This is a genomic window from Nitrosomonas sp. Nm33, assembly GCF_900107265.1.
Classification (GTDB): domain Bacteria; phylum Pseudomonadota; class Gammaproteobacteria; order Burkholderiales; family Nitrosomonadaceae; genus Nitrosomonas.
Genome location: NZ_FNPJ01000010.1, coordinates 45,937 through 62,915 on the forward strand (window position 1 = coordinate 45,937; position 16,979 = coordinate 62,915).

At 48.7% G+C, this 16,979-nt stretch carries 18 protein-coding genes; 2 read left to right on the forward strand and 16 right to left on the reverse strand.

The annotated features are described in order from the left end of the window. Position 1 precedes the first annotated feature (1 nt). From BLV54_RS03770 to BLV54_RS03790, 5 genes are all read right to left on the reverse strand, one after another. The gene (locus BLV54_RS03770) at positions 2-1,174 is read right to left on the reverse strand and encodes a glycosyltransferase (protein WP_090567978.1); all 1,173 of its coding nucleotides are present in this window, start codon (positions 1,172-1,174) and stop codon (positions 2-4) included. Between the two features lie 81 nt (positions 1,175-1,255). Continuing rightward, a complete protein-coding gene (locus tag BLV54_RS03775; protein WP_090567980.1) occupies positions 1,256-2,245 on the reverse strand; it encodes an NAD-dependent epimerase/dehydratase family protein in 990 nt (329 codons plus the stop codon). Between the two features lie 10 nt (positions 2,246-2,255). Next, entirely contained in the window at positions 2,256-3,587 is a 1,332-nt protein-coding gene (locus BLV54_RS03780) for a UDP-glucose dehydrogenase family protein (RefSeq protein WP_090567983.1), read from the reverse strand. 154 nt (positions 3,588-3,741) lie between these two features. Then, a complete protein-coding gene (locus BLV54_RS03785) occupies positions 3,742-4,038 on the reverse strand; it encodes a hypothetical protein (protein ID WP_176969663.1) in 297 nt (98 codons plus the stop codon). Further along, the gene (locus BLV54_RS03790) at positions 4,011-4,694 is read right to left on the reverse strand and encodes a glycoside hydrolase family 38 N-terminal domain-containing protein (RefSeq protein WP_176969664.1); all 684 of its coding nucleotides are present in this window, start codon (positions 4,692-4,694) and stop codon (positions 4,011-4,013) included. The genes BLV54_RS03785 and BLV54_RS03790 overlap by 28 nt, the downstream gene beginning before the upstream one ends. Positions 4,695-5,022: 328 nt before the next feature. On the opposite strand from BLV54_RS03790, the gene BLV54_RS03795 reads away from it, so the two are divergent. Next, positions 5,023-6,291 carry a glucose-1-phosphate adenylyltransferase gene (locus BLV54_RS03795; protein ID WP_090567992.1) on the forward strand — a complete coding sequence of 423 codons (1,269 nt, stop codon included), beginning with the start codon at positions 5,023-5,025 and terminating at the stop codon, positions 6,289-6,291. Between the two features lie 11 nt (positions 6,292-6,302). On the opposite strand, the gene BLV54_RS03800 is transcribed toward BLV54_RS03795, so the two are convergent. The 9 genes from BLV54_RS03800 to BLV54_RS03845 all read right to left on the reverse strand — a co-directional run bounded on the left by BLV54_RS03800 (position 6,303) and on the right by BLV54_RS03845 (position 14,297). Next, positions 6,303-6,557: an acyl carrier protein gene (locus BLV54_RS03800; protein WP_090567995.1), complete on the reverse strand. Its 255-nt coding sequence runs from the start codon at positions 6,555-6,557 to the stop codon at positions 6,303-6,305. Positions 6,558-6,578: 21 nt separating this feature from the next. Further along, on the reverse strand, positions 6,579-7,796 hold the full coding sequence (gene fabF, locus BLV54_RS03805; RefSeq protein ID WP_090567999.1) for a beta-ketoacyl-ACP synthase II: 1,218 nt from the start codon (positions 7,794-7,796) through the stop codon (positions 6,579-6,581). 637 nt (positions 7,797-8,433) lie between these two features. Beyond that, entirely contained in the window at positions 8,434-9,165 is a 732-nt protein-coding gene (locus BLV54_RS03815; RefSeq protein ID WP_090568005.1) for a 2,3-bisphosphoglycerate-dependent phosphoglycerate mutase, read from the reverse strand. A gap of 9 nt (positions 9,166-9,174) precedes the next feature. Then, complete coding sequence (locus BLV54_RS03820; RefSeq protein ID WP_090568008.1) at positions 9,175-10,215, reverse strand: fatty acid desaturase family protein; 1,041 nt, start codon at positions 10,213-10,215, stop codon at positions 9,175-9,177. Positions 10,216-10,224: 9 nt separating this feature from the next. After that, positions 10,225-10,668, reverse strand: coding sequence for an HIT family protein (locus tag BLV54_RS03825; RefSeq protein WP_090568011.1), 444 nt, complete (start codon positions 10,666-10,668; stop codon positions 10,225-10,227). A gap of 3 nt (positions 10,669-10,671) precedes the next feature. Continuing rightward, a complete protein-coding gene (locus tag BLV54_RS03830; RefSeq protein ID WP_090568014.1) occupies positions 10,672-11,496 on the reverse strand; it encodes a phosphocholine cytidylyltransferase family protein in 825 nt (274 codons plus the stop codon). 124 nt (positions 11,497-11,620) lie between these two features. Next, a complete protein-coding gene (locus tag BLV54_RS03835; protein ID WP_090568017.1) occupies positions 11,621-12,778 on the reverse strand; it encodes a cysteine desulfurase family protein in 1,158 nt (385 codons plus the stop codon). Positions 12,779-12,834: 56 nt separating this feature from the next. Beyond that, complete coding sequence (locus tag BLV54_RS03840; protein WP_090568020.1) at positions 12,835-13,098, reverse strand: hypothetical protein; 264 nt, start codon at positions 13,096-13,098, stop codon at positions 12,835-12,837. A 377-nt stretch (positions 13,099-13,475) separates the two neighbouring features. Further along, positions 13,476-14,297, reverse strand: coding sequence for an alpha/beta hydrolase (locus BLV54_RS03845; protein ID WP_256329094.1), 822 nt, complete (start codon positions 14,295-14,297; stop codon positions 13,476-13,478). Between the two features lie 150 nt (positions 14,298-14,447). Between BLV54_RS03845 and ppa the strand changes: the two genes are divergently transcribed. Next, positions 14,448-14,996 carry an inorganic diphosphatase gene (gene ppa, locus BLV54_RS03850; RefSeq protein ID WP_090568026.1) on the forward strand — a complete coding sequence of 183 codons (549 nt, stop codon included), beginning with the start codon at positions 14,448-14,450 and terminating at the stop codon, positions 14,994-14,996. A 23-nt stretch (positions 14,997-15,019) separates the two neighbouring features. On the opposite strand, the gene BLV54_RS03855 is transcribed toward ppa, so the two are convergent. Then, the gene (locus tag BLV54_RS03855) at positions 15,020-16,201 is read right to left on the reverse strand and encodes a BaiN/RdsA family NAD(P)/FAD-dependent oxidoreductase (RefSeq protein WP_090568029.1); all 1,182 of its coding nucleotides are present in this window, start codon (positions 16,199-16,201) and stop codon (positions 15,020-15,022) included. Between the two features lie 124 nt (positions 16,202-16,325). Then, positions 16,326-16,817: a hypothetical protein gene (locus BLV54_RS03860; protein ID WP_090568033.1), complete on the reverse strand. Its 492-nt coding sequence runs from the start codon at positions 16,815-16,817 to the stop codon at positions 16,326-16,328. Positions 16,818-16,979 lie beyond the last annotated feature (162 nt).

The following is a 16,979-nucleotide window of genomic DNA, read 5'->3' on the forward strand; positions in this document are numbered from 1 at the left end:
GTCAGTTCTCCTCTCTAAGCGCACAGACGCGGCGGAGAACTGCGAGATAACGTTCTACAGCGACGCCAAAGCTAAATTCCGCTGCTCGTGCGACCGAATACTCGCGTTGTGAGGACGTCGATAATGCCGCTAAGATTGCATCGGCTAGCGCTGCATCGTTTCCAACCGGGACCAGATAGCCGAATTTACCGTCAGCGAGAATCTCGCGTGGACCGCTTGGGCAGTCCGTGCTTACGATCGTGCAACCGCAGGCGAGTGCCTCGAGCAACACGTTGCTGAAGCCCTCCCAGGCCGATGCGAGTACGAAGACCGGCGCATGCGCCATCCAGGCAAAGGGGTTCTCGACGAAGCCAGGCAGGTAGACATCGGCTTCGACGCCAAGATCTCTGATGAGACGTTCGATACGCGCGCGCTCTTCGCCTTCGCCCAAGATCACCAGGTGCGCTTCGCGCTTCGCACGTACGCTTGCAAAGGCTCGAACGAGCGTCGTGTAATCCTTCTGCAGCTTGAGCTTGCCGACTGCGAGTATGACAGGAGGCGCGCCGGCGACCAACCATGGATGGTCGACAGTCTCACGTGACTGGCGAGCGACAAGCTCAAGATCAAGTGGATTGTAGATCTGGAATATGCGCTCCTCGGGAATGCCGGTCACCGCGAGGAGATCTTCGGCCACTCCGCGGGAAATGGCGATGACTGCTTGTGCGCTGCTATAAGCATGCGCAATCAGCCAGCGCAGCGACTTCGCAACGAGTGCGCCCCACTTCGCCGTCGCTTGTGTGAGATTGAGATTGGCGGTGATCACGATAGGCGTGCGGGTGCGCGATAGCGCCCGTCCCCATACTGCCGCCAGGTTGGCGGGGATCGAGGTGGAAAGCAGGATGTCAGGACGTACTGCTGCAAGATAGCGGGCCAAGGCAAATAGACTACTCAACACCCACAGCCCCTTGATGCGTCGGATTAGCGGCAAGTGGGCCGCGTGCGGCTCGAGCGTGAACAATCGCGCACCGGACGGGAGCGCAGTGCGGAACGGGCCTTCGCCATGTACGACAATGACATCGACCGCGCAGCCGCGTTCCAAGAAGCCCCGTGCGAGCAGCAAACTGCGCCGTTGAGCACCGCCGCCGCTCAGACCGGACAAAAACACCCCAACGTGCAGTGGTTCTCCTCTGTCCATGGTCGTACGTTTACCCTCCGCTCAGTATTTGCACACCAAGTGTGCATGGTGAAGAAGTGGCAGTCAGCCGATGCCTGGCAATCAAACCGCATAGTATCCACGGTACCAGGCCACAAATCGTGGTAAACCCTGGTCGATCGTTGTGGTAGAACGCCAGCCGAAATCGCGTTGTAGCGGCGTGGTGTCGGCATAAGTAGTCGGCATGTCACCCGCTTGCATCGGCAGCAGGTTCATCATGGGGGTGCACCCCAGTCCCTGAGCCAGCACCTCAATAAAGCGCAACAATGGCTCAGGCTGCTGGTTGCCGATGTTGTAGAGCGCATGGGGCACACCTTCCACAGCTGGTGCGGGGCGATCCAGCACGACTAACACAGCAGCTACGACGTCATCGATATAAGTGAAATCGCGCTGTAACTGGCCGTGGTTATATACGTCTATCGACTCGCCCACCAGAATCGCGCGCGTGAATTTGAAGGCTGCCATGTCAGGTCGCCCCCAGGGGCCATACACCGTGAAAAAACGCAAACCCGTCGCGGCTATCCTAAATTGGCGCGCGTAAACCAGCGCCATCAATTCATTGGCGCGCTTGGAGGCCCCATACAGACTCACAGGTGCATCCACTCGATCTTCAACCGCAAACGGTATCTTACTGTTGGCACCATAAACGCTCGAGCTGGACGCATACACCAAATGTTCGAACGCCCCTTCGCCCTGCAAATGGCGTGCTACTTCCAACACGTTGAGAAAGCCCATCAAGTTGGCATCGATGAAAGCATGCGGGTGCGTGATTGAATGGCGTACCCCCACTTGCGCGGCCAGATGCACGATGCGTCTGGGGCGCAACTGTACGAGTAGCGCAGTAAGCGCTTGCTGGTTGGTAACGTCTACATGCTCAAAGGCAAAAGCTGGATGGGCTTGCAACTGCGCCAGCCGTGCTTCTTTAAGCGCAGGATCGTAGTAGTCGTTGAGGTTATCCAAGCCCACTACCTGCTCACCGCGTGCTAGCAGCGCCTGAGCCAGGTGCATGCCAATAAAACCAGCTGCACCTGTGATGATGATGGGGGCGTGCATAATGGTGCGGCTAGCTGCTGCGCCCCCGCCCCACACCGAAATACCGCAATCCGCATGTGCGCACGAAAGCGGGATCGTAGAGGTTGCGGCCGTCGAACAGGGCTTTGTTTTTCAGTGTGGCGGCGAGCCATTCAAAGTCGGGGCTGCGAAATTCCAGCCATTCGGTGATGACAGCAAGCACGTCAGCACCATGGCAAGCTTCACGCGCCGAAGCGGCGAACTCGATGCCATGAGTGGTCTTGAATATCTGGCGGGCATTGTCGATAGCGGCCGGATCGTAGGCGCGCACACGCGCACCTGATTGAGTGAGCAAATGGATCAGCGTAAGACTGGGAGCCTCGCGCATGTCGTCGGTATTGGCTTTGAAAGCCAAACCCCACAGCGCAATGGTTTTGTCTTGCATGCTGCCGCCAAAAAATGTTTTGATCTTTTCAAACAGAATACCGCGCTGCCGTTCGTTGACTTTAAGGGAGGAACGCAGCAAAAGAGCAGGTTCTGCAATATCATCAGCGAGGCGCACCAGCGCGCGCAGATCTTTGGGGAAACACGAACCACCAAAGCCTATGCCGGCATACAAAAAGTGAGGACCAATGCGTGGGTCCGCGCCTATGCCGTAGCGGACCTCTTCGATATCCACGCCCAGTCGGTCGGCCATGTTGGCCATCTCATTCATAAATGAGATGCGCAGAGCCAGCATGGCGTTAGCGACGTATTTGGTAAATTCGGCCGAGCGCACATCCATCACCAACAACCGCTCACGGTTGCGGTTGAAAGGAACATAGAGCGCACGTAGCGTTTCTGCGGAAGCTGCATCGTTTACACCCACTATGATCCGGTCTGGCCGCATGAAATCGTCAACAGCGGCACCCTCTTTAAGAAATTCAGGGTTTGAAGCAGTGCTCACCTTGATGTTTGCACTGCGTTGCTGAAGTTCCTTTTGCAAGGCGGCCAGCACCCGGTCATTAGTGCCTACAGGAACGGTGGATTTGACTACCACCAAGGTGTCGCGTGCAATTTTTTGGCCCAGGGCGCGAGCACAGGATAATACGCCCGACAAATCGGCCGAACCGTCTTCACTGGAGGGTGTGCTCACGACAATAAAGATGAGTGACGCATGGGTCACCGCCTCGTCATAGCTCATGGAGAATCGCAAGCGCCCCGCCGCGCAATTGCGAGTGACCATGGTCTCTAGTCCTGGTTCACGTATGGGAATTTGACTGCGGTTGAGGCGCTCGATTTTTTGGGAATCGGTATCGATGCACAATACATCGTTTCCCACATCAGCGAAACAAGCGCTCGTGACCAGTCCAACATAACCCGCACCTACGACAGTAACTCTCATGAGTTTTCCTTTTTAAAGGTTCAATTCCTGCGCAATCTGGATTGAGTGTACATGAGCATGCGCCCCTACGTTGCCAGCAGATCGGTATGAGTGCCACCTTAACCAACACGCCCGACTCGGTATAAGAAAAATATACGCAAAGGCAGATGTGTCGTCAAACATGCTGTTGCATGATCAGGAAAGCCCACAATTCCCCAAACATAACCGAAGCCACTTCGTGCCCCCGCACGGTGATCATTACCTCTCCGTTTCGTCCAGTTTTGAGTGAACTGATTGTTTGCTCCGCCATATTTATTCGTTCAGCTTTTTTGAATTTTCGCCATGGCATGAGGATAGTCGTGATGGGAAGTTCCACCATCTCGCTTGAGTGCGATCTTCTACCCGCGCTTAAACCGGAGGGAACAGTCAACACGAGAGAAACAATCATTGCTTGCCGGACAGAACCGCGCACAATACGCACATCACGCAAGACCGGTAGATCCCGGGTGCTGTCCACAAAGGGTGGTCGTGTAGATACATCGTCAACACACGCGAACCATCCGGGAATTGCCACCAAAACCCGGCGGGCTGATCATCCAATCCACGCCAGAGACAAGCGTTTTCCATTCCAAATCCGCGCAAGATCTGCGGCATCTGTCCGATGTGCCCGAAAGAATCAGGCATATAACCGATCATCATTTTCTGACCAAACTTGCGCGCTTCTCGTTCGCCTACCAGCAGGTTGTGAATATGCGCTTCGGGACTAGCAAGAAACATATCAGGCAAGATATGACAGGGACCGATCAAGATGCGCCTATTGCGGACATGCTCCTTCAGAGTATCTTCTGCTTCGGATCGCATCAGCAGGTAATCATCCAGCACGATCGTCTGCCCATCGAGCATGAAGTATTTGTAATTGGGATCCTTCGCAAGCATATCGAGCAAACCGTCCACAAGATGAACAAGTTGCAGGCGAAACTGCTGAAAGGTACGATACCATTCGCGGTCCCAGTGGGTATGAGAGATGACATGAATTGTTTTCATTACATCCTCCTCTTTTCTTTTGGTCAAACTTCGTGCTTCTCCTATGATGGTGGGAGAAACAGTCATCGGCAAGTGATTATTCAACGGAACCAACCGAACGCTCCTCAATACGATCGATTTGAACACAAACCAGATGATAAGTTGCTTAGAAGATAGCTCCTTTATCCCAGCGTCTTCGCGGAACCCATCTAGTAGAACGTTTTCACATAATATTTTCAAAAATACCGTTCAGCATGCGCTCGTCGAAGTCCGGTATTAGCGGCTCACTGCGAGCGATAAAGCTTTTACTGGAACGATCTACCAGCATGACCCTCTTGATCCTTAGCAAATTAAAGTGCGCTCTAGTGCTCATATAGGCTAATATTTTGATATGGCAATAAGCCCAAAGAAACATCATCACAGAGAGCAGAAAATGAAAGACAGAAGACATCCGGACAGAATCATCGCGTTTGTGCTGGCGGGAGGAGAGGGTAAGCGTTTAAATCCACTCTCCGCGGAGCGTTGTAAACCTGCTGTTCCCTTTGGTGCACGATATCGAATTGTCGATTTTGTTTTAAGCAACCTGATCAATTCCGGAATAAATTCTGTATACCTGTTAGTGCAGTATAAATCACAAGAACTCATTGAACACATTCGAAAAGCTTGGGTAATATCTCCCTTACTGCCTAGCCAATTTGTCACAGTAGTGCCTCCAGAGATGCACAAGGAAACCCTGCAATTTAAAGGTACTGCAGACGCTGTTTATCAGAGCCTCAGACTCATCGAATTACATCAACCCGATATTGTTGCCGTGTTTGGTGCTGATCACATCTACCGGATGGATATCAACCAGATGGTATGGTTTCATCGAGAGCATCAGGCTGATATCACTATCGCAGCCTTGCCGGTACCGTTAGAACGAGCATCGAGCTTCGGCATTATTGCCACTGAAGCGGATGGAAGAATTTGCGAGTTTCAAGAAAAACCCGCGGTACCTAAATCTATGCCATCTAATCCCAGCCGAGCCTATGCTTCCATGGGAAACTATCTATTCAATACCGAGGTATTAGTAGAAGCATTACGCGAAGCCCACCGATTTGGCGAGACCGATTTCGGACGCCATGTATTACCGCGTTTAATGACCAGCAGGCGCTTATATGCCTATGACTTTTCCAACAATGAAATACCCGGCATCAAGCCCTATGAGGAAGTGGGCTATTGGCGCGATGTCGGCACTATCGACGCCTATTTTGACGTGCATAAGGACGTATTGGGAGACAATCCCCGTTTCGACGCGTTTAATCCACAATGGCCTATCTTTTCCAGTAACTATCAAGGTCCGGTGGCAAGGATCCTGGGCGGTCAAATTGAAAATAGCTTGTTTGGAGCAGCCTGCGTTATCCATAAAAACACGCGTATTCACAATTGTATCGTGCGCCGCGAAACTGTGGTGGAAGAAGGCGCCGAACTGGAAGATTGTATCATCATGGATTATGTCCGGATAGGACGTAATGCCCGGCTACGGCGCACAATCGTCGACCGACATAACATCATCGAAGCCAACACCCAACTTGGCTTCGATCGGCAAGCAGATGGCGAGAAGTACGTTGTCACACCCAGCGGAATCGTGGTGGTGCCAATGGGCAAGATCAGTTTTTTTGCGCGCGGCTCACGTGACCATGGGCCGGGTTATGCTGAATAACATTTGAGTTCTTATGCAGGCATAGAAGGAGGGTGATTATTGATATAATTGATGATATCTCCAACACTGCGAAGATTTTTGACTTCGTCACCATCAAAAGAAACGCCAAATTCTTCTTCTGCATCAAACAGCAATTGGACAGTATCCATGGAATCGAGCCCTAACTCCCCAAATTGTGAAGCAGTCGTTATTTTGGAAACATCCACATTTTCAACCTTTGAGGCGATAAACTGTATTACTTTCGCTTCAATATCTGTTTTATCCATATCTGAAATTACACCTGTGTTTTAAAGAGTTGTAAAAACAATACTTACATTGTTACCGCCAAACCCGAATGCGTTACACATAGCGGTTTGGACTTTCTTCTGGATTGCCTGATTAGGCGTATAACTGAGATCACACTCGGGATCAGCCTCAGCAAAATTAATCGTTGGATGAATCGTACCACTATGCAGTGTCATAACGGTGGCAATGCTGCCAATCGCGGCCGATGCACCGATAGTATGACCAATCAGTGATTTGGTAGCACTAATTGCAATCTCTTGCGCATGTTCTCCAAAAAGTTCTTTGATGGCTTTAGTTTCAACAATGTCACCCAGTGGAGTAGAAGTCGCATGGGCGTTAATGTAGTCTACCTTTTCTGGTTGCATGCCGGCATCTTGAATGGCAGCTTTCATGGCTGATACCTGTCCTTCCACTTCTGGTGCGACGATATGCGTTGCGTCGCAGGCGCAACCATAACCTGCCAGGTAAGCATATATTTTAGCTCCACGCCTCATGGCTTCTTCTTCTTTCTCCAAAATGAGTATCCCTGCCCCTTCTCCAATAACAAATCCATCGCGGTCTTTGGCGAAAGGTCTGGAGGCATGTTCTGGATCATTATTAAAGTGAGTAGATAAAGCAAACAAGGCTTCAAAACCCGACATGGTCAGCGGCAAGACACAGGCCTCTGCCCCCCCTGCAATGACAGCATCTGCCTTTCCTGTGCGCAAAAGATCAAGCCCCATGCCGATTGCATTTCCTCCCGAAGAGCAGGCCGTACTAGAGGTCAGATTAACGCCTTTCAGTCCGTATTTGGTTGCTATCCAGGCAGCTGCAGAATTTGCCATGATACGGGGCACAGTAAAAGGGGGCATGGATTTATTCTGCAGCTTGCGTGCAGCAGAGGACTCAAATGTGGCAAAGCCACCCATTCCTGACCCCAGGCTCACAGCCATGCGTTGCGGCGCATAACTTTCAAGGCTACCGGCATCTTCCAGCGCCAGACTAGCAGCAAGTAATGCGAGCTGGGTAAATCTGTCAGTCTGTTCCACCTGCTTGGCGGACAAAAAAGAGGTTGGATCAAATCCGATTACCTCGCCGGCAATCTGGGAACGTTGTCTGGATGCATCAAAGCTTTGAATGCGGCGAATTCCACTCACACCCTTAACGGCCGCATCCCAGAACTGATCAACGCCAATTCCGATCGGCGAAACAACTCCCATTCCTGTCACAACGATACGCATACAAGATCAGATTTAGTTCTAAAAAAGATAAAAATAAGAAAAACCAATAAGTCGTGGCACAAAAATCACTGAATTGCCAGCTTTAACGGTTATGATTCTATCCCGAGCTAACCTCGATTGCCAACCTTTGACTAATTTATGATACGTACTAACTTTCAAGATGGTGCGCTTTTCTTTGGATTTTGGTGCAGAAATCAAAAAATCAAAGTGGTGAATATTCTAATAGGCGGTTTAAGTGAAACTGATTTAGTGTCCCGTTTTCGTCGTACAGAATTACTAAGCGATACCCAGCCAGTTTGTACTTGTCGAATACGCCTTCAATGTGAGCAGCTATCTGCTTCTTAATTTCGGAATCATCTGATTCATCTCTGATTAGAGAAATCAAATCAGACCCCTTTGAAAGATCATACGTCTTTGCGGAGCTGTAGCCGGATTGGCTGGCTGACTTTCCTCTTCCTGATTTTCGGTACTCACAAAACACCTCCAAATGCCTAACTAGAGCCTAACTAGAATTGAATCTCCAAAATGATGCAATATAACGTCAAAAATGAGCTCTATTGCACTAAAGGTTAGATACCCCTATATTTTTTATGAAATTGACTCGATTTGGCTGTTATCCTAATAAATAAGGTCGAGTTCAACCCTTCTCTCGATGCACATAATAGTACCTGACTAGATTCTGCTTACTGTCAAGTTCAAAACACAGCGGCTGGGCGGTTGCGATGGGTAGTTTCATCACTTGCTTTTGCGACAGGTTGGCGAGTTGCATAATCAAGCCACGTAGTAGATTCTTGTGTGAGACGATCAGTACACGTTTTCCTTGCTGAATCTCTGGCAAAATCGTTTGTTGCCAGAAAGGCTGTGCTCGCTCCACTGTCTGCTTCAAACTTTCTGCCAAAGGCAAGAGCGATTTATCAATGCCTGCATAGCTGACTTGATTGCCTGGAAAACGTGCATCTTTCAGATCGAGAGAAGGCGGCGTGGCTGCAAAGCAAATCTGAGTACTTAATATCGACCAGATACCAAATTGCCTGATCGCTTCCCAGGGTCGCAATCCTTCCAATGCACCGTAATGGCGCTCGTTCAATCGCCAGTCTCGTCGAATAGGTGTTTCTTCCAAACCCATGGTCGACAACACGATCTTGAGTGTATCGGTTGCCCGCTTCAGCTCTGATGTAAAGCAGATATCAAAAGTATAACCGACTTCCTTAAGCAAATGACCTGCTTGCCTGGCTTCCTCTTCTCCAGCTGGACTCAGCGTCACGTCACTCCAGCCGGTAAAATGCCTGTCATGATTCCAGATACTTTTGCCATGTCGCAGCAGGACGAGCTTTGTTATTTCCTGTTTTTCACTCAAGGGGTGTTTCATGATATTTTTTTAACGAGATGATGCGGCAGCTTCTTTCCAGATGCGTGTCAATGCATCCCACAACCCTTTGCGCATAGTCTGCAGGTAAAGGGTATTGTCGCCCAATCCATGGACAAGACGATCCTGCGCCTTGCCGAGATTATGATAAGGCAGGCTCATGAAGAGATGATGGGTCGCGTGATAACGCAATCCTACCGGCGCCCACAGGCCTGTAAGGAAATTCCCTGGAATATTGATTGAATCGAGATACTGCTCAGCCAATCCCAGAGTATGATTGCTTGGGTTACGATAAGCATGCGCAGCCAATGTGCGCAATGAATTGAGGACAAAAACCAATACGGCAATGATATACCACAGCACCAGTACCTGGTAAGGCAGCATATTGAGGACAACAGCGGTAACAATCGTCAATGCAAACACAAAGGTGGCAAATTCCTGCAGTCGCCAGTGATGATCATTACGCACGGCATTGGCTGCACGTTTGTAATTTGGATTAATCGTCAGAGAAGAAGCTCTTTCCCATACAAGCCTACGCAACGGCGGTATCAAATAGGATAGCGGTGTCAGCAGTAGGAAGCGTGCCACCAGCAGCAGCGGCAGAATGAATGACAGCAGCACATAACGCACCATTTCGCTGGGTCGTTGAGTTGCGAAGGGCAGATATTCCCCATCCATGCTGGTACCGTATACATCCCGTTTATGATGATCGTTATGCACACCATCATAAGTAAACGATGGAATCATCATTGGAATGCCGCAAATCAGGTTCCACACTAAGCGAAATACTTTGAATGTTCCTTTCTTAAGATGAGCGAGTTCATGGATAAAGATGGCCGATCGATAAAAGGCCAATACCGTCACACCACAAGCTAAAATCTGCCAAATTGACAAAAATGAGCTATACAGCGCCATTGTAAATGCTGCCCAGCCGAGCGTGATGTGAAACAGAAAATCCAGCCAGTAAATCCAGGGATTAGGCGTCATCAGATCGCGCACGAGTGCATGCGCTTCATGCAATGGAAAAACAGGGGCTGTATTTCTGTCAGACATGTTATCTTTTTATTCCCAGCAAGCAGTAATGTGTTCCATGATGAGTTGGTTGGTTACGCTATCGGTGCGATTGATTTGACTGAAATTAGGGACACCTGGCCAGCCGGCATCTATAAATTCTTGTCCGGTAAATTGCTGTGAATGGGCATAACGCGGGATTACGTGGAAATGAACATCGGGATCAACCATCATCAGCATCAAGTAGTTCAGTTTGTCGTAATTGAACGCTTTTTCCAGAGCAGACTCAATTTGCCCGGTCACTTGATGTAATTCCATAAAGCTCTCTGGGCTCAATTCAGAAAATGCCTTGGCTGGTTCATGTGCGACGAGTACCAGCGCTCCCAAGGTAAGTTGGGCAGGACGCAACATGATGCTCCAATGGTTATACTGACGGATAACAGTAGCCGGCGCACCAAATTTTTGCATGGTGTCATTAAAAATGGTTATCGCCATAAGCTAGATTGAAGAAGGTAATATATCATCGCCTAGTGCACTTTCCACTTTGTTCGCTTTCTTTAGCGCGTCGTCCTGTACTGCAAATAGTGTTTCTGTTCTACGCAAATCATCAATGAAATCAATTTCACACCAATTGAATCCATTTACAGAACAGGAATTCACCAAGCGCTGCTGAGCCAAAGTATCAATAATGGTGAGATACCAGGATTTAAGCTTGGCGGGATCGCGCAATGCGCGCTCAACCGCAGCACGGAAAAGCTGAACACCTTGTTTGCGAAAATAAATCAAACCGATTGATTCAGCATCCGTTTGCTCTGCAGTGAGCACTTTGCTGACATGCCTTACCCATCCTTCAGTGTCCAACTGCACTTTCATGTCATCTTCATCAAACATTTGCTTGAAGTCTACGCAAAGCGTGATGGGTGCCATTTCAGCGTGCAGCACACGCGATAATAAATCGGCATCAAACAGTGTATCGCCATTCAGCAACAGAAAATCATCTGTCATCTCATCTCGTGCAATCCAGCAACTGGCCAGATTATCCGCCACTTCGAAAAAAGGGTTAAAGCGCGTTCTGACTTGCGGATAATCAGCGTAACGCTCCGCCAGTAATGCTTCCACCTTCCCCATTTGAAATCCGACAATCACGGTTATATCTTCGATTCCTGCCCGCAGTAAAGCATCGATCTGCCATGCGATCACAGGCTTATCAAAAACGGGTAACAAGCACTTAGGCGTATTTTCAGTGAGAGGAAGTAGCCGCCGCCCCTGGCCTGCACTCAAAACAATTGCTTTAAGAGGGATTGGGCTTTTTTTGTCAGTCATAGCATCATTTGACGCGTTATTTATCTTCTTATGATTGTTGGCGTCGGGATATTAATATTAGTGAGCTATTCTACTGGAAAACATCGAACTTTCCTTAATTTGATAACGGTCTTGAGTGCAATAATCATTGAAGTAACATTCCGTTCAAGCTCTTCAGCTCTGCGGCGATCTTGCCCACGGTCTTCAAGAAATCATCGACTTCGACCATAGTATTGTCATGACCGAGGCTCACTCTTACTGCGCAACGCGCCAGCATGGGCGCAACTCCCATTGCATCCAGCACATGACTCTGGCCGGGTGTCACACTGGAGCAGGCAGCACCGCTGGCAACTGCAAAACCCGCTTTATCCAGGCGAACAACCAACGTATCCCCTTCAATCTCCGACAGCGCAAAATAACAGGTATTGGGTAAGCGTGGCGCGCCCAATCCAAAAATAGTGGCACCCAACGCAAGCAGGCCTTGTTCTAGATATTCACGCAACTTGGTCAAGCGAGCAGACATCTCGTCCATACGTGATCCAGCCAGTTCACAGGCAGCACCGAAACCGACGATAGCTGGCACATTCTCCGTCCCTGAACGCAGTCCATTTTCGTGTCCTCCCCCATAAATCAATGGCTTGAGGAGTAACCGTTTGTCGATGATCAATGCTGCTGCGCCTTTGGGTCCGTAAATCTTGTGTGCTGAAATGGTCATCGCATGCACTCTCAATTCATTGAAATCGAACGAAATCTTGCCGAATGCCTGAACTGCGTCGGTATGCATCCAGGCACCTTGAGCACGGGCCATATCTGCGATTTTAGCAACCTCCTGAATCACGCCGGTTTCATTGTTTGCTAACATCACCGATACCATAGCAGGCTGGTCTGCCAAGGCATTACTTGCATCCTCCAATCGCACCTGCCCCAATTCATTCACCGGGAGTTGGTGCAACAGCCAACGCTCACTCGTTCTTCGCGCCAATTCCTGGGCTGGTCGCCTGATACAAGGATGCTCAATCGCGCTGATGACCACACGGGAAGGCTTTAAATAGTCTGCCACTCCGCGAATAAAAAGGTTGTTTGCTTCCGATCCGCCGCTGGTAAAGATGATCTGTGATGGTTGCACTCCAACAGCCTGCGCGACCTGCTCGCGCGCCTGATTGATCGCACGGCGAGCTGCCATACCATACGCATGACCACTGGATGCATTGCCATATTCCTGCCGAAAATACGGCAGCATTGCTTCCAATACTTTTTCATCTATTGCGGTGGTAGCATTATGATCAAAATAAGTCTGCGTCATTTATTTTCAATTTTTCCAATATGATTGGCACGGGGTAAGTCAATACCATAATTTTCCTACTCATGGGATTGTAACGGGACACCCAATATTTCCAGCGCTTTATCAAGCGCTTCCAGTGCTTCTTTATGCTTTCCTTTGTTATGTAAGACTTCACCTTCAGCGCGCAACTTCTTGACCTCTGCTTCTTGCACTTCGGTGATCGCCGGTTTTTTTGCCAAAGCCTCATCAATTTTTCTCATATCGATCGTACAACGATAGGCGTATGCCCCGCTACTAAAGATAAGCAAACAAAGCATAGCGATAAAATGACGCAATTTCATCTGAACCTCCATGTATCCGTGGTTAATTGAACCGATTAAAACCATTTCAATGGATAAAAGCTAAACTTACAAACATTACTTTAGATTCTGGATACGGCAGAAACAATCTACCTTTATCGAAAATCTTAAAAAATAAGCAAAAAGTGCTAAAAGTATACTCTCACATTCTTTCTAAATGGATATACCATTCTGACAGTTACCGTTCGCGATGAGCTATCAAGCCGTCAAGTTACACGAATGCCGGCCTTCGACTGATTCAAGCCAAACGATATATTGGTACCTATGTTATTCCATTTCCAAATCAAAGATGACACGAAGGCGAACCGCAGACAGTATAAATAATACGGCAAGGAGAAGCCGACAAAGTCAGGTTTGATTTAGAAATGGAGTTGCTGGGACGATCTACTAGGCGCTCCTAATCTTGTACTGATAAAATCATCCAGTGCCATAGCCCATTCTTTGCGGGTAAAAATGAAACCTTCGTTGTGCCCGCCCTGCAATGTCAGGAATAGCTTCGGTTCGGCTGCTACCTGAAAGAGCGCCTGGCCGTGCCAAAAAGGCACGATTTCATCTTGCGGGCTATGCGCGACCAATACTGGGCAAGTGACAGACAGCAAATAATCGATCGTATTGTATTGAAATCGGGATAGGAGGCGCACTGGCAGGAAAGGATATAATTCTGCTGCCAAGTCAGGCACCGAAGTAAATACCGATGCCAACACCAATGCGCCAGCATCTTTTTGGGCGGCTAACCAGGCTGCGATAGCTCCACCAAGTGATTCGCCGAATAGCACGATACGAGAAGGCGGAATAGCTTTTATCTCGGTCAAGTATTGCCATGCCGCTGATGCGTCACGATACGTGCCAGCTTCTGATGGTGAACCGCTGCTTTTGCCATAACCACGATAATCAAAAATGAAGGTGTTATATCCCAACCGATAAAACGTCAATAAATAATCTCTTCGATGGGAAATATTGCCCGCATTGCCGTGCAAGAAAAGAATGGTTCCTTTTGCCTCGACAGGGGCAGGTACAAACCACCCATGCAGGGTTTCCTTGTCAACCGTGGTAATCGCCACTGACTCATAGGGAAGCCCCTCTTGGGCGGGCGTAAAGGTAATTTTGCGTTGCGGAAAATAGATAAGATACGATTGGGCAAAAAATACCAATAGCAGCAAAGCTGCATAACCGGCTGCCATGAAAATAACCAGTTTAAGTAACATGCGCATAATGACTAAATTAACGTAGCATTCTTGAAAGAAGAAAAGTTAATCATGAATCAATGGATCATGTCCTGATAATCAACTCCTACCGTTATAATAGCGCATTATTAATTTTCAGGATTACCAATGAATTTAGATCGCGTCGATTCGGGTCAGGATCTTCCCAATGATTTTAATGTGATCGTAGAAATACCCATGAATTCCGATCCCATCAAATATGAAATGGACAAGAAAACAGGCGCCATGTTTGTAGACCGTTTTATGTCCACTTCCATGCATTATCCCTGTAATTATGGCTATATTCCACATACCTTATCGGAAGATAAAGATCCAGTAGATGTTTTGGTCATATCGCCAGTGCCCTTGATTACTGGGGTAGTCGTTCGATGTAGACCGATCGGTGTATTGCATATGACCGACGAAGCTGGCGAAGATATCAAGTTAGTAGCTGTGCCGATTGATAAGCTATGCAGCCTTTATACCCATATCAAATCGGTGGAAGATCTGCCTGAATTCATGCGTGCGCAGATTGCGCATTTCTTTGCACACTACAAAGACTTAGAAAAGGGCAAATGGGTCAAGATTGAAGGATGGGGCGGTATTGAAGATGCCAAGGCGGAGATCATGGCGGGCGTCAAACGGTATACCTCAGCAAAACATAAGCCTAAATTCTAATATCTTATGCGTGGTGATGTACGCTACACAACCAGCCCCGCGGCATAACCTGAAGACCAGGCCCACTGGAAATTAAAACCACCCAAATGTCCGGTCACGTCGACAACCTCGCCGATAAAAAACAGGCCGGGGCGTTTTTTTGCCTCCATTGTCTGTGAAGAGAGTTCTTGCGTATCGACACCCCCTACTGTAACTTCCGCCGTTCGGTAGCCTTCGGTACCTGTTGGCTTGATATACCAGTCGTTGACAGCACGCGCAAGTACTGCCAGCTTGCTATCAGACAATGAACCCAGCGTCCCATTGCACGTCTGCTCATCGCAGATGCTTTGTGCAAGGCGTCTGGGCAGAATTTCAGAAAGTGCGTTGCTCACATGCAGCTTAGGTTGACTTTGCTTCTTCTCTTTGAGAAACCTGAAAATGTCTGTTGCGGGTGCCAGATTAACGATGATTTGCTCACCCTCTTGCCAGTATGATGAGATCTGCAAGATGGATGGGCCACTCAGCCCCCGGTGAGTGAACAACAGCCCTTCGGCAAAGACCTGCTTCTTGTAGCATACCTCCGCCTCGACCGATAAACCACTCAACATCTTGCAGCGTTCCAGCAACGCACCATCGAAAGTCAGTGGCACCAGACCAGCTCGTGGCCGAATGACATTCAAGCCGAATTTCTTGGCGGTTTCATAGCCGAAATTGCTTGCTCCGATTTTCGGGATCGAAAGGCCGCCCGTCGCAATCACGAGAGAGGCACAGGTATGATCACCTTTACTGGTTTTGACCTGATAACCAGCCTGGATAGTCTCGATATCAAGCACTCGTGTTGGTATTTCCAGTTTCACTCCAGCCTCGCGAGCTTCCGTTAGCAGCATGTTAATGATCTGCTTGGCTGAATCGTCACAAAATAACTGGCCCAGCTTTTTTTCATGAAAAGCAATACCGTGCCTGCGCACCAAGGCGATGAAATCCTGCGCAGTATATTGTTTGAGCGCTGATCTGCAGAAATGCGGATTTTGCGAAAGATAACATTGGGGGTGGGCATGGATATTGGTAAAGTTACATCGTCCGCCGCCAGAAATACGTATCTTCTCTGCAATCTTTGCCATATGGTCGATCAGCCATACTCGGCGCCCGCGTTTCCCGGCCTGTATCGCACACATTAGCCCAGCTGCACCAGCACCGATGATGATCACATCGTAGCTATGAAACATATTTTATGTTGTTGATTAAAGCAGGATTTTACTTTTTGTAAGCTGAAATGGTGTGTCATGAATCCAGTAAGGAATGTGGAAAGCCTAATGCTAAATCTTGATCAATGGAACCAAAGCGCCGTTACTAAGACTTGGTTCTGGTCAACGCGCACGTCTGCAAATGCTGCCAGGCGATACCACCCACATGTTTATTTCCCTTCAATGTTGCCATCACGCGGCTATCATTAATCTTCTTAATCATCAAAGCAAATGCATAAGCTGGCCCTGTATCGACACTACCTTGACCAGAGGAACGGATTTCTGGATTCGGGGCAACATAATCATAAACTGCATCGGGATTGGTGGGGGAGTTACGCGCATAGATACCCGGCAGGAATCTCGTGTCATATCCATAAATCTCGGATGCGTCAATATCTTGGTAGAGTCGATTGCTGAATTGCAACATGCGAATTGACCATCTGCTATCCGCTTGCAGCCTAGCCACAACACAGCGTGCCAGATCAACATGATTTCCTGCGAGCGGTTCTTCATAAATCCACGGTTGCTCTTTCGGCCCTCTGACACTTGCGCATGCAGCCAGGAATACGACCAAAATTACGATCAATTTTTTCATCATAGCATTCTCCCCCAAAATTGTGGAAAGTAACACCAAAACAGAGCTTATCCCCAGATTAGCCCCACATTATAGCTGATCCCATATAAAATGATTTAAAGTGCATAAGCGGTAAAGAGCTGCTCGATGGAGCATCCTTCCTTTTTTCTGATTGTTTTGGCCTGG